25 protein-coding genes and 1 pseudogene are annotated in these 23,892 nt (G+C 41.0%); 1 reads left to right on the forward strand and 25 read right to left on the reverse strand.

The window, feature by feature from the left end:
* A pseudogene (locus ABP870_RS05910) lies at nucleotides 1-776 on the forward strand (ISL3 family transposase); the annotation flags it as partial.
* Nucleotides 777-861: 85 nt separating this feature from the next.
* Here the strand turns inward: ABP870_RS05910 and ABP870_RS05915 are convergent.
* From ABP870_RS05915 to gpG, 25 genes are all read right to left on the reverse strand, one after another.
* Nucleotides 862-2,052 carry an acetate kinase gene (locus ABP870_RS05915; RefSeq protein ID WP_350014526.1) on the reverse strand — a complete coding sequence of 397 codons (1,191 nt, stop codon included), beginning with the start codon at nucleotides 2,050-2,052 and terminating at the stop codon, nucleotides 862-864.
* Between the two features lie 60 nt (nucleotides 2,053-2,112).
* Entirely contained in the window at nucleotides 2,113-3,066 is a 954-nt protein-coding gene (locus tag ABP870_RS05920; protein WP_350014527.1) for a class I SAM-dependent methyltransferase, read from the reverse strand.
* Nucleotides 3,067-3,108: 42 nt separating this feature from the next.
* Nucleotides 3,109-3,525, reverse strand: coding sequence for a competence type IV pilus minor pilin ComGG (gene comGG, locus ABP870_RS05925; RefSeq protein WP_350014528.1), 417 nt, complete (start codon nucleotides 3,523-3,525; stop codon nucleotides 3,109-3,111).
* The gene (gene comGF, locus ABP870_RS05930; protein WP_350014529.1) at nucleotides 3,491-3,928 is read right to left on the reverse strand and encodes a competence type IV pilus minor pilin ComGF; all 438 of its coding nucleotides are present in this window, start codon (nucleotides 3,926-3,928) and stop codon (nucleotides 3,491-3,493) included. The genes comGG and comGF overlap by 35 nt, the downstream gene beginning before the upstream one ends.
* The gene (gene comGE, locus ABP870_RS05935) at nucleotides 3,906-4,154 is read right to left on the reverse strand and encodes a competence type IV pilus minor pilin ComGE (RefSeq protein WP_350014530.1); all 249 of its coding nucleotides are present in this window, start codon (nucleotides 4,152-4,154) and stop codon (nucleotides 3,906-3,908) included. Before comGE ends, comGF begins: the two co-directional genes overlap by 23 nt.
* A 22-nt stretch (nucleotides 4,155-4,176) precedes the next feature.
* The gene (gene comGD / locus ABP870_RS05940; RefSeq protein ID WP_350014531.1) at nucleotides 4,177-4,593 is read right to left on the reverse strand and encodes a competence type IV pilus minor pilin ComGD; all 417 of its coding nucleotides are present in this window, start codon (nucleotides 4,591-4,593) and stop codon (nucleotides 4,177-4,179) included.
* Nucleotides 4,574-4,807, reverse strand: a complete 234-nt coding sequence (gene comGC / locus ABP870_RS05945; protein ID WP_350014617.1) for a competence type IV pilus major pilin ComGC — start codon at nucleotides 4,805-4,807, stop codon at nucleotides 4,574-4,576. Before comGC ends, comGD begins: the two co-directional genes overlap by 20 nt.
* A gap of 62 nt (nucleotides 4,808-4,869) precedes the next feature.
* On the reverse strand, nucleotides 4,870-5,328 hold the full coding sequence (locus ABP870_RS05950) for a hypothetical protein (protein WP_350014532.1): 459 nt from the start codon (nucleotides 5,326-5,328) through the stop codon (nucleotides 4,870-4,872).
* Nucleotides 5,321-5,878, reverse strand: coding sequence for an ImmA/IrrE family metallo-endopeptidase (locus ABP870_RS05955; RefSeq protein ID WP_350014534.1), 558 nt, complete (start codon nucleotides 5,876-5,878; stop codon nucleotides 5,321-5,323). The genes ABP870_RS05950 and ABP870_RS05955 overlap by 8 nt, the downstream gene beginning before the upstream one ends.
* A gap of 103 nt (nucleotides 5,879-5,981) precedes the next feature.
* Complete coding sequence (locus ABP870_RS05960; RefSeq protein WP_350014535.1) at nucleotides 5,982-6,236, reverse strand: DUF7720 family protein; 255 nt, start codon at nucleotides 6,234-6,236, stop codon at nucleotides 5,982-5,984.
* Between the two features lie 78 nt (nucleotides 6,237-6,314).
* Entirely contained in the window at nucleotides 6,315-6,602 is a 288-nt protein-coding gene (locus ABP870_RS05965) for a hypothetical protein (RefSeq protein WP_350014536.1), read from the reverse strand.
* A gap of 5 nt (nucleotides 6,603-6,607) precedes the next feature.
* On the reverse strand, nucleotides 6,608-6,916 hold the full coding sequence (locus ABP870_RS05970) for a hypothetical protein (RefSeq protein ID WP_350014537.1): 309 nt from the start codon (nucleotides 6,914-6,916) through the stop codon (nucleotides 6,608-6,610).
* A gap of 164 nt (nucleotides 6,917-7,080) precedes the next feature.
* On the reverse strand, nucleotides 7,081-7,389 hold the full coding sequence (locus ABP870_RS05975; RefSeq protein WP_350014538.1) for a hypothetical protein: 309 nt from the start codon (nucleotides 7,387-7,389) through the stop codon (nucleotides 7,081-7,083).
* A gap of 9 nt (nucleotides 7,390-7,398) precedes the next feature.
* Nucleotides 7,399-7,821, reverse strand: coding sequence for a hypothetical protein (locus ABP870_RS05980; protein WP_350014539.1), 423 nt, complete (start codon nucleotides 7,819-7,821; stop codon nucleotides 7,399-7,401).
* Between the two features lie 156 nt (nucleotides 7,822-7,977).
* On the reverse strand, nucleotides 7,978-8,706 hold the full coding sequence (locus ABP870_RS05985) for a CHAP domain-containing protein (RefSeq protein WP_350014540.1): 729 nt from the start codon (nucleotides 8,704-8,706) through the stop codon (nucleotides 7,978-7,980).
* Between the two features lie 11 nt (nucleotides 8,707-8,717).
* Nucleotides 8,718-8,972, reverse strand: coding sequence for a phage holin (locus tag ABP870_RS05990; protein WP_062707836.1), 255 nt, complete (start codon nucleotides 8,970-8,972; stop codon nucleotides 8,718-8,720).
* A gap of 1 nt (nucleotide 8,973) precedes the next feature.
* Nucleotides 8,974-9,267: a hypothetical protein gene (locus ABP870_RS05995; protein WP_350014541.1), complete on the reverse strand. Its 294-nt coding sequence runs from the start codon at nucleotides 9,265-9,267 to the stop codon at nucleotides 8,974-8,976.
* Nucleotides 9,257-9,391, reverse strand: coding sequence for a hypothetical protein (locus ABP870_RS06000; RefSeq protein ID WP_350014542.1), 135 nt, complete (start codon nucleotides 9,389-9,391; stop codon nucleotides 9,257-9,259). Before ABP870_RS06000 ends, ABP870_RS05995 begins: the two co-directional genes overlap by 11 nt.
* A 13-nt stretch (nucleotides 9,392-9,404) precedes the next feature.
* Nucleotides 9,405-9,821 carry a DUF1366 domain-containing protein gene (locus ABP870_RS06005; protein ID WP_350014543.1) on the reverse strand — a complete coding sequence of 139 codons (417 nt, stop codon included), beginning with the start codon at nucleotides 9,819-9,821 and terminating at the stop codon, nucleotides 9,405-9,407.
* A 15-nt stretch (nucleotides 9,822-9,836) separates the two neighbouring features.
* Nucleotides 9,837-11,861, reverse strand: coding sequence for a DUF859 family phage minor structural protein (locus ABP870_RS06010; protein ID WP_350014544.1), 2,025 nt, complete (start codon nucleotides 11,859-11,861; stop codon nucleotides 9,837-9,839).
* A complete protein-coding gene (locus ABP870_RS06015; protein WP_350014545.1) occupies nucleotides 11,854-17,622 on the reverse strand; it encodes a phage tail spike protein in 5,769 nt (1,922 codons plus the stop codon). Before ABP870_RS06015 ends, ABP870_RS06010 begins: the two co-directional genes overlap by 8 nt.
* Complete coding sequence (locus ABP870_RS06020) at nucleotides 17,622-19,115, reverse strand: distal tail protein Dit (protein WP_350014546.1); 1,494 nt, start codon at nucleotides 19,113-19,115, stop codon at nucleotides 17,622-17,624. Before ABP870_RS06020 ends, ABP870_RS06015 begins: the two co-directional genes overlap by 1 nt.
* On the reverse strand, nucleotides 19,116-23,339 hold the full coding sequence (locus ABP870_RS06025) for a phage tail tape measure protein (RefSeq protein ID WP_350014547.1): 4,224 nt from the start codon (nucleotides 23,337-23,339) through the stop codon (nucleotides 19,116-19,118). It lies immediately after the preceding gene.
* Between the two features lie 12 nt (nucleotides 23,340-23,351).
* The gene (locus tag ABP870_RS06030) at nucleotides 23,352-23,525 is read right to left on the reverse strand and encodes a hypothetical protein (protein ID WP_350014621.1); all 174 of its coding nucleotides are present in this window, start codon (nucleotides 23,523-23,525) and stop codon (nucleotides 23,352-23,354) included.
* A gap of 23 nt (nucleotides 23,526-23,548) precedes the next feature.
* Nucleotides 23,549-23,875 (reverse strand): phage tail assembly chaperone G, encoded by a 327-nt coding sequence (gene gpG / locus ABP870_RS06035; RefSeq protein WP_350014548.1) that lies wholly within the window; start codon nucleotides 23,873-23,875, stop codon nucleotides 23,549-23,551.
* Between the last annotated feature and the right edge of the window lie 17 nt (nucleotides 23,876-23,892).

Consider the following 23,892-nt stretch of genomic DNA (forward strand, 5'->3'; position numbering starts at 1 on the left):
TTCAAGAAGGGAAAGATGAGCTTTATTGCCCAAGATTTCGATGCCAACAAGATTATCGCTATCCTTGATGGTCGGACGCAAGCTGTCATTAAAAATCATTTCATGCGGTATTCTCACAAGGTGCGCAATCGTGTCAAAGTCATCACCATGGATATGTTTAGCCCCTATTATGACATCACTAAGACACTCTTTCCTAAGGCGAAGATTGTACTCGATAGATTCCACATTGTTCAAAACCTATCTCGCGCCATGAACCGTTTCCGTATCCAAATCATGAACCAATTTGAGCGTCAATCTCAGGAATATAAGGCCTTAAAACGTTACTGGAAACTCATCCAACAAGACAGTCGAAAACTCAGTGATAAACGATTTTATCGCCCGACTTTTCGTATGCACTTGACCAATCAGGAGATTGTGCAACGTCTTTTGGGCTACTCTGATGAACTACGCCACCACTATGACCTCTTCCAATGCCTTCTCTTTCATTTCCAAGAAAAGCAGGAGAAACACTTCTTTGATCTCATTTCTGATACCATCAAACAGGTTCATCCTATATTTAAGACCGTCTTTTCAACCTTTCTAAAAGACAAAGACAAGATTATCAATGCCCTGAAACTACCTTATTCCAACGCCAAACTAGAGGCGACCAACAACCTTATTAAAGTCATTAAGCGAAATACTTTTGGCTTTAGGACGATGAAAACTTCAAAAAACGGATTTATCTTGCTTTGAACACAACAAAAGAGAGAAACCATCTGATTCTCTCTCGGTGTTAGTTATAAGTCAACCCACTACAGTTGACAATGAGCCAAAAAAGACTCAATGATCGAAATCACTGAGTCCTCTTTCATCTATTAAATCTTATTTTTTCAAACGTTCCACATCACGCGCAATCATCAACTCTTCATCAGTTGGGATGACCAGAACTTTGACTTTTGATTCTGGAGTGGTAATATCACCAAAGTAGCCGAAGACATTCTTATCTGGATCCACTTCAATACCGAACCATGTCAAACCAGCAAGCACATCCTGACGCATCAGGTAGGCATTTTCACCCATACCAGCGGTGAAGACAATCACATCAACACCATTCAACACTGCCATGTATTGACCGATGAATTTTTTGATACGGTCGATAAACATGTTGTAGGCAAGAGTCGCCCCCTTGTCTTTATTTTGAATACCAGCTTCAATATCACGCATATCACTTGAAACGCCTGACACACCAGCGAGACCAGATTGTTTGTTAAGCATATTAATAACAGCTGCTGCATCTTCTAAATCATCCGCATGTTCAACCAAGTAAGGAATGATAGCTGGATCAATATCACCAGAACGTGTTCCCATCATTGGACCGGCAAGCGGTGTGAATCCCATAGAGGTATCAACTGATTGACCATGATAGTTAGCAGTGATAGAAACACCATTACCGATGTGAGCAGTAATCAGTTTTAACTCATCAAGTGGACGACCAAGTTGTTTAGCCGCTTCCTGCGCCACATACTGATGGCTTGTGCCGTGAGCACCGTATTTACGAACTTGCAAATCAGTATAGTACTGACGTGGGATTGGATACAAGTAAGTAGGTTCTTGCATTGTCGAGTGGAAGGCTGTATCAAATACAGCTACACTTGTAATATCTGGTAAAATTTCTTTGAAAGCACGGATACCAGCTGCATTGGCTGGGTTATGAAGAGGTGCTAAAGCTGATAAGTCCTCGATTTGTGCCAAAACTTTATCATCGATAAGGGTTGATTCTTTGAAGATTTCTCCACCAGCTACCACACGGTGTCCGACACCAGTAATCTCATCAAATGATGCAATGATACCAAATTCTGTTAAGTTATTAAGAAGTATTTTGACAGCTTCAACGTGGTCAACAATATCACGAACGTCTTTTTCTTTTTTACCGTCAAATTTTACCGTAGAGATTGAATCTTTCAAACCGATACGTTCAATAATACCCGCAGCAAGAACTTTTTCTTCAGGCATCTTATAAAGTTGCCATTTAAGACTTGAACTACCAGCGTTAATTGCAATTGTTTTAGACATAAGTCACCTCTTCTGAAATCGTTTACTGTAATACATTAACCATTATAGCAAAAATTTCGCCTAAATGGCATTATCATCTTTCCAGATTTTCAAATTTGCCATAAAATCTTGTAAAACTTCTGGATTTTGAATATCGGACAGGTGGTAAACAAAAGTCTCCGGCTTACTCTCAGCCTGCTTTTGGAGAACAAACAAAGACTTAGCATTAGCAGGATGACCAAACATCGTTTCTGGCAAAGTGATTACTGCCAAAACATCCGCATAGCCTGACAACCACTTTTTCAAAAGATCACTTTGACCGCTCGTTAAGAGATTGGTTGGTGCCAAAAGGATAGCCAAACCATCTTTTTTCAGGTATTTTAAAGATTGCTCCATCAACAAATGGTGAGCATAAGTGTGCTCATCAGTCGAAGCGACTTGATAGCGCTTAGCAATGGCATCATTAGGGTAATAGCCGACGGGCAAATCACTGATAATGACGTCACTTTCTTTCAACAGTTGCGGACGAACAGCATCCTCTTGAACAAAGCGCACGTTTGAGTCCATGATTTCTGCGATAGAAGCTGACAAATCAATCAACAAATCATCCAACTCCAATCCCAGATAATCTAGCTCCCGATCACTGTTATTAAGCAATGTTTGAGCCAAATTTCCTGTTCCACTACCGATTTCAATAACGTCCAAATGTGCTTGATTGGTCAAATTTTCCAAAAGGTAAAGTACTAAAAATCCAATCGTATCTGGCGTAAATTGATGATTAGCTTGTAGCTGCTCTGTTTGACTAGCCTTGATAAAAATAAACTGGTAGGCACGACGCCATTCTTCCTTGGTTAAAGCTAAGGATTTTAAAGTCTGATTATTTTCAATAATTTTTTCCAGCGCATGTTCAGCACCTAAATAAAAGGCATTTTGTTCAATCAAGGCATCGTAAATATTAGTCTTAATCTCATTTTCAATAAGCTGAGTATTTTCCAAAATCAACTGATAAGCTGATTCGATTTTTTCAAAATTCATAAATCCTCCGATACTTGATTATCATACCAAATTTCGGTGATATTATAAAGGTGCAGGCTTCCTATCTGAACTTGCTTGAGGAGCTTTTTCTTCTGTTTTTGTCCTTGTCTTTTCTTCCTGTTTATCTGCCGACAATGGGGGAGTTTCTTGGAGAAAATGGTAGGAAAATACTTGCTGACCAGTAGTCACTGTTACCTCTAAAGTATCCTTTCGAAACTGATAAGCTACCCTTCCTTTGTCAAAAAGGATTTCTCCTGACGGTTCTTTGACCATAGGCTTCGCCAATTCAGCTAAAACATAGGATTGACTGGATGCCAACTGAGTTGCTTGAATACGATAAGCCGCTTTTAAACGATCCGTATAAAAGTTCAAGAGTAAAGATAAGACAGCTGCCATCAACAATGCGTACAAGAGAACACCTGCTTTAAGATGCTTTTTCAAAAGCATAAAGAAATTCACGCACCCTTCCATCTTCAAAAGTCATTTGGACACTTATGGTCTGGCCAAATTGGGTAAAATGAGCGGACTTCACCTTGTAGATCATGGGTTGAAATCCTCGACCATCGCTACCTGTTTTTCTAAAATCATCTTTTTTCGATTTTCCAAAAGCCAATGTTTGAGTATTTTTTAAAACAACTAGTCTATTATCAGATACCCTAACCAACTGAGAATTCGCTAATTCTGAGCGAAATTGCTGACAAAAGAGTAGCCAATCCTTATCTTTAGGCTGACTGATTTCATGAATATGAGCTGAAACGACCTTAGTCATAGCTTGATAGACTTGAATCGATCCCGACAACACTACAAGGGCAAGTAAGCATTCCAGCAATGTGAAGGCCTTAAGGCGATAGCTTTTTAACACGAAAAATGTCCTTTCCCTTAGACTTAATAACAGTTTCAGTACCAAACTGGCTAATAGTGATGTCCTGCCCATTCTTTTGCAAATGTTGTTGATGGGTTTGCACCGCCATAATCGCCACAGACAATGCTTGCGCTTGATTGTCTAAATCGCTTAATTGCCTTTGGTGATAATTTAGTTGACCCAAAAGAAGACTTGCCAAACTAGCTAAAATAGCTGTCGCTAACAAACTTTCCCATAAAATATAGGCTCTAATCTTTTTTCTTTTGATATTGACCACTCCCTAAGTATAGTTGATAAGTCACACGCTCCTCAGGCGTTTTAAAGATAACCTTAGCTAAAGAAGAATTACCACCAGCTTTATTAAAAACGATCTCCTGCTCTTTTTCTGGAACAACAGCACTAGGAATGGCATAGTGTCCCAATGGATTTTCCACATAGTTACTGCCAATTCGTAGGACTGCTTCTTTCTCTTGACTGGCACTGAAGCGCTGCGTTTCACGATAAACTTGTTCAAATGCCATAAAGAAGAGTTTGTTTTGTACCTGATTAAAAATACTGTTAAGAGAAGCACTAGTCGTTAAAGCTAAAAAGGTGATTATTGATAAAGTTATCAGAGCTTCTATCAAAGTAAAAGCCCCAACCTTCTTAAGGTTTAGTTTTAGCATAAGCATCTGCTTGTTTTTGGGTGATGTAGCCATCGCTCACTAATTGTTGAATTGAGGGTTTAACATCTTTGTTCATTTCATACAATTCCATTTGACTCTCCACAACCTTAACGACAGCCGCCTTCCCTTTCTCATCAACAATTGCCTTTTGTTTACTTAAATTAGGCACAAATAAAAGCATAAGCACACTGATGATAAGAAGGACGACTAACATTTCAATCAAGGATAGTAAAATTCGCCGTAAAAAAAAACAGGCTATAATTTTTAATAGCTTGTTTACTTTCTATTACCCATATTGCTAATATAGTCAGTTGTTTCTTTAGTACTACTAAACACATATTTAAAAACTACAGTTGCCAACCCTATAATGTTTGCCACAAAACTAACAGACAAACCTATTAGAACTGAAGCGCTGGGAGTATAGTCTTTTTTTACAATTAGATACCAAAACACGAACGAAATAAAACATATCGAATATATCACAAGTCCAAAAGCTCCGTATGTAGCTATTTTCCTGAATTTTTTCTTTTGTTCGTATTCGCTTTCTATAATTTCTCGCATATGAGAAATATGATCATTAAAGGACTTAGAATCATCGAAAGTATTATCAAAACCTTCATATTCCCTTATTTGTTGTTTTACATCATAATTCGAATCATTATTATCTAATCTAGGATAGTTTTCATCCTCGGAAGTTGAAATTTCTCTCGCTAAACTTTCTAACTCTCTAGCCATTCAAAAACCTCTGCGCCTTTACCCAACGATAATAAGCCGATGCATTTGAAATGTTAAATCTATCTGAAATTAAACTAATTTGCAATTCTTTATCTATTGTGTCTTCTTGTATAGATTCAATGTAAGAAACGACATCGTCAATAGGTGCTAGAAATTCTGCTGCAAAATTATCAGCTTGATTTTCTCTTTGAATAACATCAGTGGAATAATATTCTCTTCTATATGAAATTTCTACTAAATCAGACGGCAATTTCTTGCCTGGCAACCATTCCCAATGAATTAAAGCGTGCCCTAATTCATGTGCCATTGTAAATCTTTGTCTTCTTTTTGGTTGCAATCCATTAATCACAATTTCTGGTTTTCCATCAACAACATGAACGTAACCACTTATTTCTTCATCTGTCTTTATATGAGACATGTCTGAATACTTAACTGTTATACCAAATGTTTCAATAGTTTTTTCTATATCATCAATAGTAGATTCGAGAGATAACGACGGATATTCTTTTCTTAAAGCATTGACATAATCTTTATATAAATCAGTGTTCATACTTTTCTCCCCCCTCTACTGTTTAAAAAATACTTCCTTACACAATAATTATCTAATATATATCGATTTTGTCAAGTTGCACATCCGACTTTAGAAAAATATTTTAAAACAACCACCAATTCTCCCTCATCCGCTCACGGTTTAATTTAAGCACCTCGTAAGCATGACTAAGTAGCTCCATCATATCGGACAAAATCATCTTTTTGATTTTAGACATATCCGTTATTTCTGCGTCGTGGATTAGCAGTTTTGTTAGATGATATGTTTTGCGGTCAATGCGATAAGTCACATCGATCCAATGTTCATAACCTAATTGTGAGAGTTCTGGTGTTGTCATTTTTAATTCAGTGATTTTCATTTTTTCCTCCTAACTATTTATTCGGAAAAAAAATTGAAGAAATGTAAAATTAGTTCAAAAAAAGTGAGAGGAAACCTCTCACCAGCCCATTTGCTTGTTGATGTAGCTATCGCTAAATTCAATTTCAAACTCTCCGTTTTTGAGGAGAGTCATTGTGTCTGCATCTTCTAGGCTGTTTTTCGCCCAATTAAAACCTTTTAGCTTAGTTAAATGTTCAAGGGCCTCTTCTTCGTCATTGAATATAAATCTTTCTCTAAAATCATATTCCTCTTTTTCTAACCAAGTTTCAGCCGATATTCTGTTAGGAAATTTGATGACATCTATCTTCCACGCCCAATCGTATTTTTGACTTACTCCAACGAACATATCATTCACCCCTTTACAATTTCTTCTACCTCTTTTTTTGTTAACTCGTTGAGTTCACCATTTTTAAGAGTTACAAAGTATTGGTCTTTGGTCTCACAAACGCAATAGATTTTGTTTTCTTCCAAATCCCAAGCTTTCCACCCTACTCCATTGTCATCTTCATCGATAAATTTGCGATCTAATTTGTAAGTTGGGTGTGTTCCGACGATTTCTGCGACCCATGCTCTCTTGGCTTTTGAGTTTGCTAAAACAAGTTGCCCGTCAATTACTACGTTTTCCAAATCGCTGCTAGTTGTGTTGTTTACTTTAATCATTGTAAGTTCTCCTTTGTTTTATTTATCTTACACATATATAATACCACTCATTGGGTGGCTTGTCAACAGTTTTTATCAATTTTTTTAAAAATTTTTGCTATAATAAATAAAGCGGTCACCTTTGTGCCGCTTTATCTTACACCCCTCCTTTTTGAGGGGTTTTTTTAATTATTGAATTGTGCAAAATCAAGCAATAACTTGACGTATGATGGCGGTGTGCGATCCTCTGAATCCCAGTTTTCCAAAGTCCTTAAAGGGACATCATACGTTCTCCCGAATTCTGCCCTTGATGCGCTACGACTATCTTTGAGTGGGCTGTTTGCTAGCGTATAGATGCTAGTTAGTATGTCTGCTACTTCCTGAGCGTCATAGTCACCCATCCAGTCTTCCCATCCCCGTTCGGCGATGTAATATTCCAATGTTGTCTCTTCCAACGCTTCATCGTATAGCGCCTTAAATAAGTTAAATTTCATTTTCATCTCCTATTTTATCTTTAACACTGCCGCTAATTCACTTTCCCAAGTTGCTCCGTTTGCATGTGTATAAGTAGGAGCAGGTTTCTCTAAAATTAAAATTTCGTTCTGATCAACCAGTTTAACTTTTGGGACTTGATTGTAATAGTGTGTTATTGGATATACATAAAGACCTTCAGCTTTTTCATTGACTTTTAAATTAACTTCAATCTGATGTTTCAAATTTTCAGCGCCTTGTTCGTTGATTGCTCCTAAGATACTTAACAAGAGATTGTTTACCTCTTTTTCGCTTTTTGCAGGATCTTCAAGATTATCGATAACGATCCAATCCGATTCAATAGCAGGTAATGGTTTAGAGACCCCTTTCCAAGTGTCTTTTAATTCAACCGTAAGTCCAAAAGTTTCAATCAGTTCGATAAGTTGGTTTTTCATTGTAAGTTCTCCTTTGTTTTTTGTTTTATTTATCTTACACATATATAATACCACTCATTGGGTGGCTTGTCAACAGTTTTAGCAAACTTTTTTTATTTTTCCACAAAAAAATACCCCCGCAAATGCGAGGGTTGTCTTAATTACGATTAATCTATTTTATTTAAACGTGCCATAAGGCGCTACATTGCGATTACCTTGAGCAACTCCGCAAGCGATATAGCGACGTGCTCCAGTGCGTGAGACGTACGATACCCAGATATAGCCGTCAGCGACGTAGACACTGTCATAGTTAAGCGACATGCCCTTGCCGTACTGTGCTACAATTTTGCCTTTAACACTTGGTTTATCACGTACATTTAACAGCGATACATTGACTGTAAAGGTTGCTCGCTCGTCTTTGAGCTTGCCAGCAGGAGCGCTAGATGCTTTTGGTGCACTCGCATTGCTATACGGTGGACGAATCCAGCCGATGACTTTACCATCTGCTTGATTAAAGCGTCTTGTCACATAGCGAGCAGGACCACCGACGACAAGTGCATCGGCATTACCATCGACATTTTGTTCGATGGTTTTTAACGTATAACCGTCACTATCTGCGATAACAAGCCCAGTATGCCCGTATGGATGGGCATAGGTACGCATGACAAATAAATCACCCGCTTTAGGATTAACCCCAGGGGCATCATTAATCACGGTATAGCCTGCCTGTTTAGCGCTTGTTAGTAAGTCAATGGCATTGCCCCAGATGGACTTGCCAAAAAACTTACCTAAAATCCAGTTGGGGAGGTCGGCACACTGCCGGCCGTAGGCGAGGTCGTAATCCACGCCTCCGCCTTGATTGGCGAGGTTTTTTGCCCAATTGACGACTTCATTTACTGTTGTCATAAATACCTCCTCTATTTAGGCTCGCGGTAAGACATTGCTCGTGAGCTGTCGTTTAAGCCAGTGGTGGTTGGGTCATTAACGATACCTGTAATGGTTAGTAGCGCAAATACAGCATTGACAAAAACTAGTAACTTAGCGCCAAAATCATCGACCTCCAACGTATAGCCAAAGATAGCCGCAAAAGCTTGAGCAACCAGCAAGGCGGCTGGAATGGCTGACAGCCAAAAGTTTTTATTTTTAAGTCGTAGTTTCCAATTGATTTCCATGTCATTTCCTTCCTTTAAAAAGTGTTGCAATGCGTTCATTATTAACAATGATCGCATCTTCATTTTTGCCAATGCGTTCCTCGTGGCGATCCAGCACTTTATGGATATTATCTCTATCACGTTGTGACTCTTTTAATTCAAAAGTCATTGTCTGGATAGTGTTTTGTAGTGATTTCATCGTGCTATCGTTTTTAGCGATAGCGTTTTGAAAGGGTCTCACAACCAGTTTAACTAAAGTCCAAATCGTCACTAAAGCGCCCGCAAAGGTAGCAATTTGGACAATATCAACGGTCATCTTCATCTCCTTCAATTCCAGCTAATTCGACGAGTGCACGGACTTTTTCGCGCCAACGTTTTGGCACATCCTCAACCGTAATCCACCCTTGTTCAATTTGCATTACAAAAAAGTTTACCATCATTGCGATTCCTCCTTTAATTTTCTTGAGTAGGCTCTTCATCGACTGCCTCCTCGGTTTCTTCTTCGCTATAAACTATCGCTAACACTTCGTTGATGGTTAGCGAGACTGTCTTAACTAATTCATGATTTTCTTCATTTGCTCGTTGTGACTCTTTGATAGCTTCCTGCATTTTTTCCATCATGTCGTCAAACTTAGCAATCTTTTCGCCAAGCGTGTTAAACTTCTCGTTTTCCGCCCGCTGTGGGAAATTTTCCTCGTAAATTGCCTCAAGTGCTGACTCAAGTAGCTCTGTATTACTCAAGTCAATGCTTTCGGCGGATAGATTAACAGGCACAACTGCCCCTTCCGCATTTGTCAAAATAACTTTTGTGGCGGATGCGTGACCGCCTGAATCGTAAGCCAGCGACTTACTGCCAAATTCTAGCTTCATTTTTGTCTCCTTTTTTTAAATGGCCCATGAGATTTGACCGGCATAGCGATAGGCGTAACCTTTGTTATTAATCCACTCAACCTTACCGTCACTCCCAACTTGGATAGTGATAGGGTACTGGTCTAACGTCCAAGACGTTTGCATAAACATCATTTCGCTTGGGACTAATTCAGACGGTAGTGTTCCCGCCACAAAACGTTTGGTGCCAACTGTCGTAAAGTCATATTTTAGATAAACCACGTCACCAACGCGTTTATAGTAAAAGCTGTTACCAACATGTTTCCACCCCGTATTAATGAGATTCTGGTGGTTTGCTTTAACAAAATCTGCAGCATTGATGTCATCGATTGTTGCTAACTTCTTCCACTCTTGCCAAGTACCGTTATACTTAACCCGATAAGCTAAAAAACTCCCAGAAAAGTCATAAGCCATCTGCGTTACGTAATTGGCATTGTGGTGCATGACTTGCACAAACTTCCACGGGTGAGTTCCACTTGGGATATTTGCCATACTATGGCCCATGTAAAAACCTGTTTGAGTATAGTTATTCCAATCACCACTAGCCTGCAAGGCTTGACCGCTATGTTGCGTTAACTGATGTTGCTGTATTGGTTTGCCATCAGCGTAAATATTACCGCTGACATAAGCGTCGCCATTAACATCAAGCGCTCCTCGCTCCCGAGCTTTCATCACGCCCATACCATATCTATCGTAGCTAAAGACATAGCCCTCGGTTCCCACGGTCACTTTAAACTCTGTCTTAGTAAAGGCGTCCTCTAAGATGCCTAAAACATCAAACGAGCTGGTTGTCGCAAACGTGCCTGATAGATCCGCTGACAAATTAATAAGACTAGACGTACTTGTGTAAGTGCCTGAGGCGTTGCTGTAGTTAGTCGTAAAACTTGTTGACCCTAGTGGCGCTGTTTTAAAAGTCAGCGTCATCTTGTTTTTTTGCACACCGCCGACTGTTAAAGGTGCGATTTTAGCATTACGGGTGACAATTAAGTTTGTCTTATTTTGGGGTTTACGTACCGCCGTAAAGTTTAATACCGGCGGATGATACGGCAACACCGTTACCGTTTTATCAACGGGATTGCTCGTACGTCCTCGGCTATCAGTGACGCTAGCTCTGATGGTGACTTGACCGTCAAAAGGCATTGTTCCAAGTGTCCCGCCGTTTTGGTTGGTGGATTGACTTTTGCCGACAATCTCCGCTTTATACCCTGTGATAGACGACCCAAAAATACCACTAGCGCCACTAAATCCGACTTGCGGATTAGATAAAATTTGGACAAACTGATTGGCGCCTAAATTGAGTGCTTTAACAGGGCTAAACGTCTCCATTACATCAAACCCTGATAAACTTGGCTTGATACTCTCAGGGACACTGATTACAAAATCCCGACGGCTCTCACTAATTTTAGTTGAGCCTGAGTAGGTCTCACACCAAATCGTCGCACCACCAGACGTAGCGTTAGGTAATTGGTTGGCAAAGTCCATCGGGATAGCCCAAGTGGTTGAGCCTTTGACACCTCTTGCAATATAGCCTGATAAAGAGCCAAAACCATATCTTAGATTATGCGTAAAGCTACTATCGCTAGCGTTAATCGTAATCGTAGCGCTACTGCCAATAATGGCGTTGCTAATCTGTACGGTACTAGATCTGGGGATATCCGTTAGCCTAAAGCTCTTAGTCCCCGTTGATAAACTGCCTGGAGAGTAACCACCAGAACCTCTGATTGAGGCACTGACATTAATCGTTTTAGCACCATTGGAATCATGCGTGACCGTTTGCGTTTTATCTAACAATGTAATTGTTGAGTTGTTAGATAACATGGCCGGTCGAGCGTTATAGCTATGCGTAGTGCCATTAATGACCATGCTTCCTGTGACGGTGTACTGCGCAAAGGTGGTATACGTGTTGCGCAAAAGCAAGCGTGACCTAACCGTCGATTGGTTAGCGCCTTTATTTTGTCCTGTTTGCGTGACCTCTAGGACTAGCGAGTAGCCACGGTCACTATTTGAGTAAAAATTAACCATTTTGTCCTACATACCTCATTACATTCATGGCCTTGTTTACTGGGTGTTGTTCCTCGCGAAAATCTCCAATTTGTACACTCACCGAAAAGATACCGTGTTTAATCTCTAACACGCCTTGGGTAATATGCATGACTTCTTCTCCCGAAGAAAACATTGAGATTCGGTCGTCGGTAATCTTGATCGCACTGGACGAGTCTTTTTTACCAAAAACAAGCCCTTCTTCGGCAACGGTAAAATAGTTGTCCAAAAAGTTCCATCGCTCAGCTTGGTCTCTAAGGTCATTAGTGACTGCCACCACCCGTTGACTAAGTCGGCGGAATTCTTCTTCCGATTCTTGTCGCAACGCTTTGTTTTCTTCGGCAAATTTTTGATAAGCAGCTACCAACTCATCAAGCGCTGCAAGACTCGCTTTTGCGGCTAGATCCGCTTTCATGATTTCCGCTTGTTCGGCGAGGGCGTTGAGTTGTTCGGCGGTTAGTTCGCTGTCGGCTTTACTATCGATTTTGGCATCAATATCAGCTGGATTTAGGCTAAAAGCCGTGCCAATGTTCCCTTTTTCCAATTTTGGTTTTTTGAGATACAAAATCGAGTTGGTGCTAAAGCCATAACTGTAAATGTAAAACCCGATATCCTTAGTCAAGTCAACATCATCATTGATCTTGATAGATCCGCCATAGCGAGCCCAACTGCCCACTTTATCAACGATGATAGTCGTCTGACCGGAGTAAAAATTTCTCACACCAGTTTTGTTAAAGTAATAAAATCCAAAAAAGATTTTAGTACCAGCACCAGTCGCATAAAGGTCAGCGGAAAAATGATAAGTGCCGACCATTAAATCTTTACTTGGGATAATAACGTTCATAGCCTTCCAGTTTCGACTACCGTTGCTCTCGTTAAATTCCACGACTGGACCATCATCGGAAAATGCCTCATTGACCCAAGCGTGATAGTTAGTAGCTGCATTTGGGATGCCACCGTTGTATGGTTTTTGCCATCCGATAATGTATTTATTAGTGTATGTCGTACCAGCCACTGTAAACTGCTCTGATGAGGTTAGCAGTTTGCTAAAATCCGCATTAGGCAAAAGATTGACTCCCCCAACCTCAACGCTACCAACCATATCAACCCAACGATATTTAGTCGGGTCGGTACTATCAGCTTGCGTGTAATCTGTTAGCGTGCCTAAATAGCGCTTGTTGCCTGTTTGAGTGAGACTAAAATCAGTACGTCCATCGGCGCTATTAGCGTAAGCGATGTGTAAGTATGGTGTTCGCCCGTCGACACCCGCTTTACCAGGTACGCCGTCCCTGCCGTCAGCACCTCGCCATTTTGTCCATTTATAGGCACTAGGATTGGTGCTATCCGTCGCAATAAAATCAACGTACATGCCGATATAAGCTTTGGATTGATCCGTCTGACTAAAACCACCACCCGTTGCCGTGTCGGCGTAAGCAATATGGGTATATTGCGTGCGACCATCTTTACCAGGTACGCCAGGTATGCCTTGCTCACCTTTTGGACCTTGTAGCCCTTGGATACCTTGAGGACCTCTGTCTCCTTTATCGCCTTTTTCCCCTTTAATTAAGGTCCAGCGATACTTCGTTGGGTCTGTTGAGTCTGCTTGTGTAAAATCAGTATAAGCACCAATGTACAACTTATTAATACTGTCAGTCGTGGAAAATCCTTGTTTGCCATCGGCTGAGGTTGCATAGGCGATGTGTAGATAAGGGGTTTTACCATTTGGACCAGCTGGACCCTGGATGCCTTGCGCACCATCCAAACCTTTGATTAATGACCAATTGTATTTTGTTGGGTCTGTGCTATCATCTACAGTCGTATCGGTATACATACCGATGTACTCTGCGTTGAGATTGGCACCCGTCGAAAAATTAACAAATGGCATCGAATTGTATAGTGCATACTCATAAATTTCGTACGATAAGTCATTTGCGACGATTGGCGAGAAGATATTAATTTGCACAAAAGGATAAGTATCGCGACAAACACCCTGTCTTAAATCAACATAAGTTTGATTTGGTTTAACAGTAACCTCGCTAAAATTACTATTTAATGTTGGTCCGATACCGTTGTAGCTAACCACTAAATCGTTAGTCGGATGGGTGTTTTTGAGTTTTAGATAAACATAAACACGTTTACCAGTCGTACCATTAAAAGACAACACGTGCTTTTGGCGATGACCTCCACCACTGATGGCTATCTTATAGCCACCGTTGATTTTTGTACTCGTCCCAGTCGCACCATTATAAAGATATGGATTATCAAGGGTTGGCACCGCATCTAAAAAGACATCGGTCGATTTATCCGCATAAGCAATGTGAGTATAGCTTGATTTCCCATCTGCCCCTCTCTCACCTTGGATACCCTTATCACCTTTTTCCCCTTGCAAGCCCTGCAAACCACGTTCCCCACGGTCACCACGGTCACCCTTGTCACCTTTAGGTCCCATAAGAGCCACGGTATAACCTGTCTCGCTGGTATTATCAGTGTAAGTCCAAATAGTACGGGTCCATAAGTATTGCCCACTAGGGACACTGGGTATTGTCGTTGTCCAAGCGCCTGTTGGTGGTGTTGTACCGCCAGTGGAAGCTTGGTAAGTGATGGTTGTCGTCTTAATACCGACCCCATCTTTGCCAGGTAGGCCATCATTACCGTTGTTGCCATCTTTAGCGATGTAAGTAGATTGATACCCTGTCTCGCTGGTATTATCGGTGTAAGTCCAAATAGTACGGGTCCATAAAAAACGCCCCTTAACTAAGCTTGGTACGGTCGATGTCCATGAGGTCGGTATCGTCTCGCTCGTTGTGCTTAAGGCATAAGTGACAACCGTGCTCTTTAGCCCCACGCCATCTTTACCCGCAATACCATCAGCGCCATCTCTACCATCTTTACCCTTAATCAAAGACCATTTATAGGCATTAGGGTCTGTACTTGCAACAGCTTCAAAGTCCACGTATAACCCGAGATAGGCTCTGTTTGTTGGATCGAGAATGGAAAAATCAACGATTTGACCTGAGTTATTTTTATTGGCGTAAGCCTTGTGGGTATATTGTGTTTTGCCGTCGACAGTGTCCGTAAACGTGACTTGACGACTCGCCACAATGTCATTATCGAGATAAGCCTCTACTGTAATGTTCCAGACTTTTTCAAAGTCATTGGCATGTACCAGTAAATCCTTACCGCTACCGATAATATCGTCATCAACTTTATAAAAAATAAGGGCATCATCGTAGACCTTGCCAGCCTTGGATAGCTGGACGGTTAACAATGATTCCCCCTCGTTATTTTTAAAAGCAGTACCGTGTGACGTTGAGAGCATGAGTTCAAACGGTGTCGCTTTTTCCCGCATGATTTCTAGCTGCGCTACGATACCGTCTGATACTTCACTTTCTAGCTCTTTAAAGTTTGCAAAAACCGTTTTATTTTGACTTGGATCAGTAAAGGACAGCTCTTGTTGCACAACCCTTGCCTCTAAAAGCAAGGTCGGCACAAAACCAGTGTCGCGGATCATGACCGTATCCCCCAAATCGAGGTCAGTGACACCCTCAACCTCGTAAGTGATTTTGGGATAAGCATTAGCTTTTAGCTTTTTAAGAGCTTCTGCGACCAAGACAGATTCCTTGTCGGTATCTACCTCAATGTCACGTCTAATCCAGTTGTCATCCGTTTCGCTACCTGACAAGACAGACGGATACATCGCTTTGGATAAAGGGGCATAAAGCAGACCGTTTTTGACGTAAAACTCAACTTCACCCGCCTCGTTTTTCCACTCTTGTTTATTGCTATTACTAATAAACAGGTCAACTGTCTTTTGAGTTTCTTCGACTTTTTCCTCAAAATAATTTTCGGTGACAGTAACTGTGCCACTGTCGCTAGTTGTGGTTTTGATGCCACCAACTACCGACCCTTGTGCTAATTCGGGCGGGTAACAAACCGTTTGTACCGCTCTTAAATAAGCACCAGCTGGATAAGTGCGCTCCTCAACCCACTGACGGTTGGCATAGTTTTGCTCGTAGACAGTGAGCTTATCACCACTCAAGGATTTAATGACAACCGTATGACCATAATACCCAGTAATAATGGCTGGTGCACTAGCATTAGGTTTGATATTGGCAATCGCCCCAGCTTTGAGATCTGCAACTTTTGTAGGCGCAAATGATTTCCAGCCGTAATTAGACCAGGCGTAATCGGTACCGATGTGACTAGCGCGGACACCGGCTCCAATACGTCCCCTAAAGCCTGTTACACCACCATTAAGCCCTGGACCGCCCAATACATTAGCGTAGTATGCTGACAAGGCGTAACATTGCCCAGTACCGACACGTTTGCCCTTTAGTGAGGCAACTTTTTTAAGTGCTCCCTCAACTTTAGTCGCTCGTTTGGTGATCGTTGTTTTTGGCGCTCCACTAGCTGTTTTACCGCTATCTCGGTAAAGCTGGTCAATCTTATCCATGGCTTTACCGTTAGCATTATTGACACCATTACGGATAGAGCGCATCATTGGCGCATAGTGCCCATAACCTGCGGCAGCATAATCATATTTGGCACCACCAACTCTAAAAAGCCCTTTGGTATAAGCGTCGATATTGTTTGCGCCTGATACTTTATAAATCCCCTGTTTGCCTAACAGGTACAAGTAATCTTTGATGTAATCAGACACATTGGCAAAATGCATATAATGCCCACCCTCGCTAGATGGGCGAGCAGTCCCTCGTGTGACTTTAATTCCGCTTGGTCTCGTGGTTGATCCAGTCCAAGTTAACCCAGTCCAGTTATTATCGCGTTTAGAGACGTTAGAAGCACCCCACCAAGACTCAAGGTAAATTTGTGCTAAAACACCTGATGGTAAAATCTTATACTGCACACATAAGTCCAATATTTGTTGCACCACGGATGATTTAAGTGTATGCCCTGCGTACCGCAAATCTCCAAGCGTGTATTTTTTAGTGACGTTTTTAGCATCGTTGACTTTCTTGGTGACCTTGCGAGTTTTAGGGATTTTTGTCACTGTTTTTTCAGTGACTTCTTTTTTTCCGCTTGGCTTAATCGCGTTGACAATCTCTGATTTGTCAACAGTACGTTTAATGCCGCCGATATTTTTGCCGTACTCTAAAACAACATCTGCCCGTCGTTGCCCAACCCCATGATTATTATCATCATGCTCTTTATAAATGTTAAGCGTATACTGATTTAAACTAGAGTCGTAATTGAGTTTTGTTTCAAACTCAATCTCAGCGCCAAATTTATTAGCGATGGATAATAGGCGTTTAAGCTTGGTGTCCTCACCTTCCCACTCAAGTGTTAAACGTTTGTCCTTAACCTCGTTGGTGCCGATGCTTAAGGCGGAAAAGCTAAGGATTTCCCACATATCGCAATACTCTTTAAAGGTGTATGCTTTATCCGCCTTATACTTACCGCAATACTCGTTGAGCAACTCCATGTTAAGACTTTGGCAAGTGACACGGATGTAGGTCTCTGTCTCTTCCGTTTGATAGACTGTCATCAAGTGTGATTTATCGTTATGTGTAAAGCTAACAAAAGCCCTGTCATTGATATGATGGTAGGCTTTGTCTGTGCTCGTGTCGTACTTTAAATCTTTTTTAAAGACAGTAAACTCAAAAATGGATCCGCTACTCTCAAGCTCACGAATCCATCTATCTTGATAAAAATTAAGCGTTCCTTGGCGCTCGGTATCAATAAAAGCCACTTTGCGCAAAGTGGCATCATGTATCGTTAGTTGCATTATAGCCACCTTTCCTCAAAATTGATGGTTACCGTTGGCGTTTTGGTTATCCAGTCTGACATGTATAACTTCAACTCCGACTTGCCCGGTGGAATTGTTAAAAAGGTTGACCCATGGACAACATCATTTGCTTGTGGTAAACCATCAACTCTTACCGTGTTATCCTCGTTGTTTATGATAATCTGAGTACCTGCGGGGTATTTGTTTTTAATATCCTGCTCTTTGACCACAAAGTTTTTAGCATATCTAAACCACTCTAGATAATTACAGCCATTATTGTAATTACTGCGCATCGGATACTTTTTATTGCCAAAATTACCAAACAAAAAATGGATTTTTTTTGATTTTTTACCTTTTATTCCTGGGATAAAAAAATCATAATATTTGGTATCCCAATAAGCAGTCAGTTTATCATCAACACGTCTTAAATCCGAGTTTCCGCGTAATAAGTTTAAGGGGTTATCGCCAATTTTATTATTTGCCTTAAAATTAAACCGTTTAACAACCGTTGATGCCCCCTCGTCGTTACGAGCTAGCACATCGTAATAAGCGCCCCAACCGTTAGCGTACTTAACAGTCTGTATGCCGTATAAAAACTCATCCTGATCGTCTGTGACCGAGATTTTAAAAATCCCCTGTGCGTCAGGGACCATCTCAAAGCTTTGTCGCCAACGTAAGTAATCAAAAAGGGAGCCGATCTCACCATTAGAATCCGCTGGGATAGTAAACGTGAGAGAACTCCCGTTTTGTCCATTTTTGTTATTAATTTGCGTCATCTCAGTAAACGTTCGTCCGCTACGATTTAAAAAACCAACATCACCAGTCAATGCCCAAGCATTATCATTAAAAATGCCAACATTTTTAGTAAAGGGTACGCTAGCGTTAGATTTAAAATCTATCAGGTATTCTGTTGCTTTAAATTCCTCTGTGTCTTGTTCCTTGGCATTACCAATTTCCAAAAGGCCGTTTTGATTAACAACGCCAAAATAACCAGCTTCCTCATTGTTTTTGATATTAATGATAGGATATGCGTCTACGTTCCCGTTGTTTTCGATGGCAAAAGTTAAGGCTTTTCCCTCTTGCGTGTAATCAACCACACGCTTGTAAGTTGAGCTGTGGGCGACACCGTCGGGGATAAAAAAAGTAATAACGGCACGTTGATACCATCTTGCTACTTTTTCCGTCGATACCTCGCCTTGCACTAAGCCGAGATAATATTTATCCGGCTCGTCCCCAAATTGCATACGCTTCGGCTCGCTTACGTTTAAAACACCCGCCAACTCATGTTTTAAGGACTCTGTCAAGACATTACTGACTTCCAACGGCTCAATGTAAACCTTTATAATTTTGGGACCCGTTCGCACATCGCTAACTAACGCACCGATTTTAGGTTGATCAAAGACGTTAAAGTACCGATCGTTACTGATTGACCTCTCAACTCTCGATATCCTAAAAAACTTTGACATATCAATACCGTCATAAAAAAATCTCAACTATATTTCTCCTCTCAATCGATTATTAATTAGAGCTTTGCTACTCTGATGTTTTGACAACCTATCAGCAACACGCCCCATCCAAGCGCCATCTTGTAAGTACAAATTAACAGGTCTCTCAACAGCTTGCTCAGCTATATCTAGCGCTTGAGCAATTGTTTTGTCATTATTTGAGCTTTTAATAGCATCGACTAACTCAAAGATCAATCTCCGTAAATCATTATCTTGATTAGCTTGTTGCTCTACGATTACGCCAGAATTAACAGTCCCCATTCTTTGGGCGAGTTTGGAAATATTAGTGTTTTCAAATCCAATACCATCAGCATAGCGCGGGAATAATTTTTTAGTCTCACTTGCTCTAAGGACTTTAGATCCTCTAGGCAATGGAAGCATAACATCACGACCCTCTGGGATAAAGCTTTGTCCGGATGGTAAGGTAACTAACTCTCGATAAGTTGGACCTTTTTGGTCGTTGACCATGGCTAGTCCGCCGGGGTGGTAATTAGTTCCTTTTTCGTTTTTGGTGTGACGAGTAAAAATATTTACCCACTTGTCTTTTAAGCTATCAACCCAACCTTTGATACCTTTGATAACTCCAGAAGCTTGGTCGTTAGCTCTAATAGTTACCGTTTTATCTTTTACACTATTAACAGATGATTTCGCCGAATTGACAGCAGGACCTGTTTTATTTGCACCAAACATGCCAATAGGGCTCTTTTGCTTTGGACTATTAACCGACTTACTAGTTAGAGCAACCGCAGCCATTGTTTTGTCCGCACCGAACATGTCAATTGGTTTTAATTGATGAGGTAAATTAACATTTGACTGTGCTGATGTACTAGCTTCGGAGGTCTTATCTTCTGCATTGATTTGGACGGGACCGTACACTTGCTTTACACTATCAACATTTGCTTTAGCCGTTGTCGTTGGCTCTAGTGTGTTATCTGTTGCGCCAAGTAAAACATTTTTATTCTTGAGTGTATCGATTTCCCATTTAGCAGCTGCAACCCCACCCTGTGTTAAGTTTTCAGCATAAAGCTTTTTCATTTCAGGGCTAAGGCTGTTCCAGTGATCTAACATCGCTTTGGCAGTCTCAGCTTTGGAGGTAAAGTCTTTATTTTCACCCAAAAGATTTTTTACTTCTTCTGGCATGCTATTCCAAGTTTCAAGGTGTTTCTTGCTTTCAAGGATAGCTAACATACCTTCCTGACCATTGACCACCAATTTCTTCTCTTCTGGTGTCATGTCATTCCAATCGCCATTAGCCTGCAAAGCTTCTGCAACTTGCATCCGAGCGTTTGTGCTTAAGTTTGCCTCTTTCATCATAAACATCAATTGATTCCAACCTTCTTCAGATTGAGATGCCTTGATGACTTCTTCGATGGCATTTGACTTAACTTCCATTTTCTTTTCGTCAAAAGTTAACGATGACCAAAGGGCATTGGCTTCTTTGGTTTCTTTAGTCATGTTAGCAGTGCTTTGTGCTAACAACTCAGTTCCTTTGCCACCTTTTTTAGCAGCCGCGTCAACTTTATTGGCTAACTCATCGTATGATAAACCAACATCTTGCAAAAACTTCTTCGCTTTTTCGGCGTTGACCTGATAGTTAGTCGTATTATCACGTAAACGCGCCCTAGCTTTTGCGTCACGAGCTTCTGCAGCTTTAGCATATTTCTCACCAAGTGCATCCATTGTCGCTTGATGCTCTGATTCATTTTGAGTTTTTCTTGCGTTATACTCTTCTTGGGTGATCATTCCAGCTTCTAACGCTTCTTTTAAATCAGCATTTTTTTGCTTATAGGCTTTTCGTTCAGCAGTCATCGCTTTTTCAAGAGCCGACATCGTCTTTTTGAGTTGAGTCTCATTTAGCGTTGAGATGTCATTGCTAAACGCTTGTCTGACAGCCATCTCCTGTTTGTTGGACAAGTCCATCAAAGATAATTTAGCGTTGACTAATTCACGTTGGTTATTTTCCACAATCGCTTTTTCAGCTGCCGTCAACTGCGAAACATCACCATTATGTTTATCATAAATAGTTTTGATTTGGTCCGTCATTTCTCTGGCATTGTCTACGATTTGTTGATTGCGGTCTTTGCCTTTTTGGATTTGCTCGTCTGTCAAACCCAGTTTTTTGCCCAACTCTTCAAGGCGACTATTAGCACTCACTTGCGATTTCTCAATTTCAGCAAAAAGATCAGCAAAAGCTTTTTTGACGTTTTCGACCGCCGGCGTACCTTTTGAATCAAAGTTAACAATAGCTGTATTTGTTTCATCGACTTTTGATTTAAAATTATTTAATTCGGTTTTCGTTTTACCGTCTAGAGTAGTCCCCCATTCTTCAGCTTTTTCCCTTGCATGATCTTTGGCTTTTCCTAGAGCAACTAGACCTCCCGCAAGTAATGCTGCACCAGCTACCAATCCAACTGGCGACATAATAGCGGCCGCTACTCCTGATAATTTTCCGCCTAACAAACCTGCACCACCAGCTGCACCTTCTGCAGATGCCCCAATGTCGCCTATGGTTGTTGCAGCATTTGTCATTCCTGAGATTTTTCCAATCCCAGAACTCAACTTACCAAAAGCACCTATTGTTCCACCAATAACGCTAGTAGCTTTGCCAAAAATGGATAAAGCAGGACCAATTCCCGCTGCGATCAACCCCCACTTGATGATTTGTTGTTGTTGCTCTTTATCAAGCGAGCTAAATTGTTTAGCTAAGTCAGCGATATTCTCAATTAAAGGTTCCCCAGCTTCCAAAACATCTGTCAACGCATCGGCAAGTGGACCACCTAATTCAATAGCGACATCAGTCGCCTTATTTTTGAGGATTTTTAATTTTGATTGTGTTGTTTCGTAGCGTTTTGACGCTTCGTCGGTCAATGCGCTATTTTCTTTCCACGCTTCCGATGACGTTTTAACAGCATCAGAAACTTTGTCAGAAGCCAACCCTAATGATTTAAGCATGTTGGACTGTCTGATACCTGACATACCCAATTCGTCTAAAACGCTTGAGGCACTTTCACCCTCGTTTCCGAGGTTTCCGAGTCCTTTAATAAAGGCTTCTACCGCCTCAATAGGTTTTTCTTTCCACTTGGCCGAAAATTGTTCAGCGGTCATCCCCGCAATTTCAGCAAGTTTATTAAGTTTGTCGCCACCAGTATCTACAGCTTGACCGATTTGCGTGAGGGTTTGACTCATGGCTGTTCCACCAGCCTCGGCCTCGATCCCAACACTACTCATTGCGGTTGCCAAGCCTAAAATTTCTGGTGCTGTCAAACCTGCAAGCTTACCTGATGCCGCCAAACGGTTAGACATTTCGACAACATCTTTTTCGGTAGTGGCAAAATTATTACCTAAGGCTACAACAGATGAGCCAAAACGTGAGTATTCAGCCGACGTCAATCCAAGGATATTACCGATTTTGGCGATGGATGTTGCTGCTTCGTCAGCAGATAGGTTGGTTGACTCCCCCATGTCAATCATGGTTTTGGTAAAAGCTAAGATGTCATTTTGCTTTATACCTAACTGACCAGCTGTTTCAGCGACATGAGCGATTTCGGCAGCGCTTGCTGGCATTTCCTTCGCCATTTGACGGATACCATCAGATAACTTACGATAACCAGCTTCTGACGCGTCTACCGTTTTTCTAACTCCCGCAAAAGCCGACTCATAATCAACGGCCGCTTTAATAGCTAAGCCCGCACCAGCTACCATCGGGGTTGTTAAACCCCTGGTAAAACTACGCCCGACTGATTGGGCACTATCACCAACCGTTTGTAATTTCCCACCGACCGATTGCAGCTTGTCACCAACCCTCGTAAATATACTAGATTGGACAGCAATTTCTTTGCCTAAGCTATTGTATTTGCTTTGTAATTCCGCCACTTTAGATGCTGTCGCGGTCATCGCTGACTGAGCCCCAAGTAATTGAGACTTTTGTTCGGCAGTAGCTTTATTGACATCGCCGATATCTGCTTTTAGTTTGTTATAATGCGCTGTCTGTTTAGATAACAATGACTGATAACCGGTCAAAGATCGCCCAGTTTGGTTATAAATAGCTCTCAAGCCATTTAGCTTGTTCCCACTGCCTTTATAGCTTTTCTCAACAGCCCTCAAGGAGTTGTCCAAGCTTTTCATATGTGTCTTTAGGTTCTTGGTATTGCTTATAAAAGGGGCAATATCCAATGTTGCGGTTGCAACTAAATCACCTATATTGCTAGACATTTATCCTCCTTTCTAGCTAAACAAAAATGGAAATGCTTTATCAAGTGTCGTTTCAACTACTTTTTCTTTGGTAGTGTTTTTGACTTCCATAGCTTCAACCATCAACTCAATGTCAGATATACGCATTTTCTTAATATCCAAAATGGTATAGCCGTTGTTCATTAAGTTTTGTACCCATAAAAGCAAATTTTCTCTAGCTTCTTGCGGGGTTATTCCTTTTTTTCGTCACCCTCTTCATTTTCTTTTTTACCACCTAGTGCATCGATATAAAGATCATTTAAAACCTCAAGCACCTCAACATTCGCCTGTTTTAAATCAGTGACTGTAAATTGACCGGCATACATATCTACAAACATTTGCAAGTAAGCTTCGTTAACTTGGCGGTGTTTTTTAGGATTCACTACATCTTTTTCGTTTTCAAATAATGCTGTTTGTCGCACTTGATGTTCTACCGCTAAGAGATTATCTTCAACGTTAATAAAATCCTTCGAAAATTCTTTTTTAGTCCCGCCGATTTTTAAAGTAATTGCGTACATTTTCCACTCCTATTTAA

Origin of the sequence: Streptococcus jiangjianxini (assembly GCF_040225085.1) — a bacterium.
GTDB lineage: Bacteria > Bacillota > Bacilli > Lactobacillales > Streptococcaceae > Streptococcus > Streptococcus jiangjianxini.

Excerpts from the sequence above, each read along its gene's own strand:
- ABP870_RS05915 (WP_350014526.1), bottom strand. The coding sequence starts at position 2,052 with ATGTCTAAAACAATTGCAATTAACGCTGGTAGTTCAAGTCTTAAATGG.
- ABP870_RS05920 (WP_350014527.1), bottom strand. The coding sequence starts at position 3,066 with ATGAATTTTGAAAAAATCGAATCAGCTTATCAGTTGATTTTGGAAAAT.
- comGD (WP_350014531.1), bottom strand. The coding sequence starts at position 4,593 with ATGCTAAAACTAAACCTTAAGAAGGTTGGGGCTTTTACTTTGATAGAA.
- comGC (WP_350014617.1), bottom strand. The coding sequence starts at position 4,807 with ATGTTAGTCGTCCTTCTTATCATCAGTGTGCTTATGCTTTTATTTGTG.
- ABP870_RS05950 (WP_350014532.1), bottom strand. The coding sequence starts at position 5,328 with ATGGCTAGAGAGTTAGAAAGTTTAGCGAGAGAAATTTCAACTTCCGAG.
- ABP870_RS05955 (WP_350014534.1), bottom strand. The coding sequence starts at position 5,878 with ATGAACACTGATTTATATAAAGATTATGTCAATGCTTTAAGAAAAGAA.
- ABP870_RS05960 (WP_350014535.1), bottom strand. The coding sequence starts at position 6,236 with ATGAAAATCACTGAATTAAAAATGACAACACCAGAACTCTCACAATTA.
- ABP870_RS05965 (WP_350014536.1), bottom strand. The coding sequence starts at position 6,602 with ATGTTCGTTGGAGTAAGTCAAAAATACGATTGGGCGTGGAAGATAGAT.
- ABP870_RS05970 (WP_350014537.1), bottom strand. The coding sequence starts at position 6,916 with ATGATTAAAGTAAACAACACAACTAGCAGCGATTTGGAAAACGTAGTA.
- ABP870_RS05975 (WP_350014538.1), bottom strand. The coding sequence starts at position 7,389 with ATGAAATTTAACTTATTTAAGGCGCTATACGATGAAGCGTTGGAAGAG.
- ABP870_RS05980 (WP_350014539.1), bottom strand. The coding sequence starts at position 7,821 with ATGAAAAACCAACTTATCGAACTGATTGAAACTTTTGGACTTACGGTT.
- ABP870_RS05985 (WP_350014540.1), bottom strand. The coding sequence starts at position 8,706 with ATGACAACAGTAAATGAAGTCGTCAATTGGGCAAAAAACCTCGCCAAT.
- ABP870_RS05990 (WP_062707836.1), bottom strand. The coding sequence starts at position 8,972 with ATGGAAATCAATTGGAAACTACGACTTAAAAATAAAAACTTTTGGCTG.
- ABP870_RS05995 (WP_350014541.1), bottom strand. The coding sequence starts at position 9,267 with ATGACCGTTGATATTGTCCAAATTGCTACCTTTGCGGGCGCTTTAGTG.
- ABP870_RS06000 (WP_350014542.1), bottom strand. The coding sequence starts at position 9,391 with ATGATGGTAAACTTTTTTGTAATGCAAATTGAACAAGGGTGGATTACG.
- ABP870_RS06005 (WP_350014543.1), bottom strand. The coding sequence starts at position 9,821 with ATGAAGCTAGAATTTGGCAGTAAGTCGCTGGCTTACGATTCAGGCGGT.
- ABP870_RS06010 (WP_350014544.1), bottom strand. The coding sequence starts at position 11,861 with ATGGTTAATTTTTACTCAAATAGTGACCGTGGCTACTCGCTAGTCCTA.
- ABP870_RS06015 (WP_350014545.1), bottom strand. The coding sequence starts at position 17,622 with ATGCAACTAACGATACATGATGCCACTTTGCGCAAAGTGGCTTTTATT.
- ABP870_RS06025 (WP_350014547.1), bottom strand. The coding sequence starts at position 23,339 with ATGTCTAGCAATATAGGTGATTTAGTTGCAACCGCAACATTGGATATT.
- gpG (WP_350014548.1), bottom strand. The coding sequence starts at position 23,875 with ATGTACGCAATTACTTTAAAAATCGGCGGGACTAAAAAAGAATTTTCG.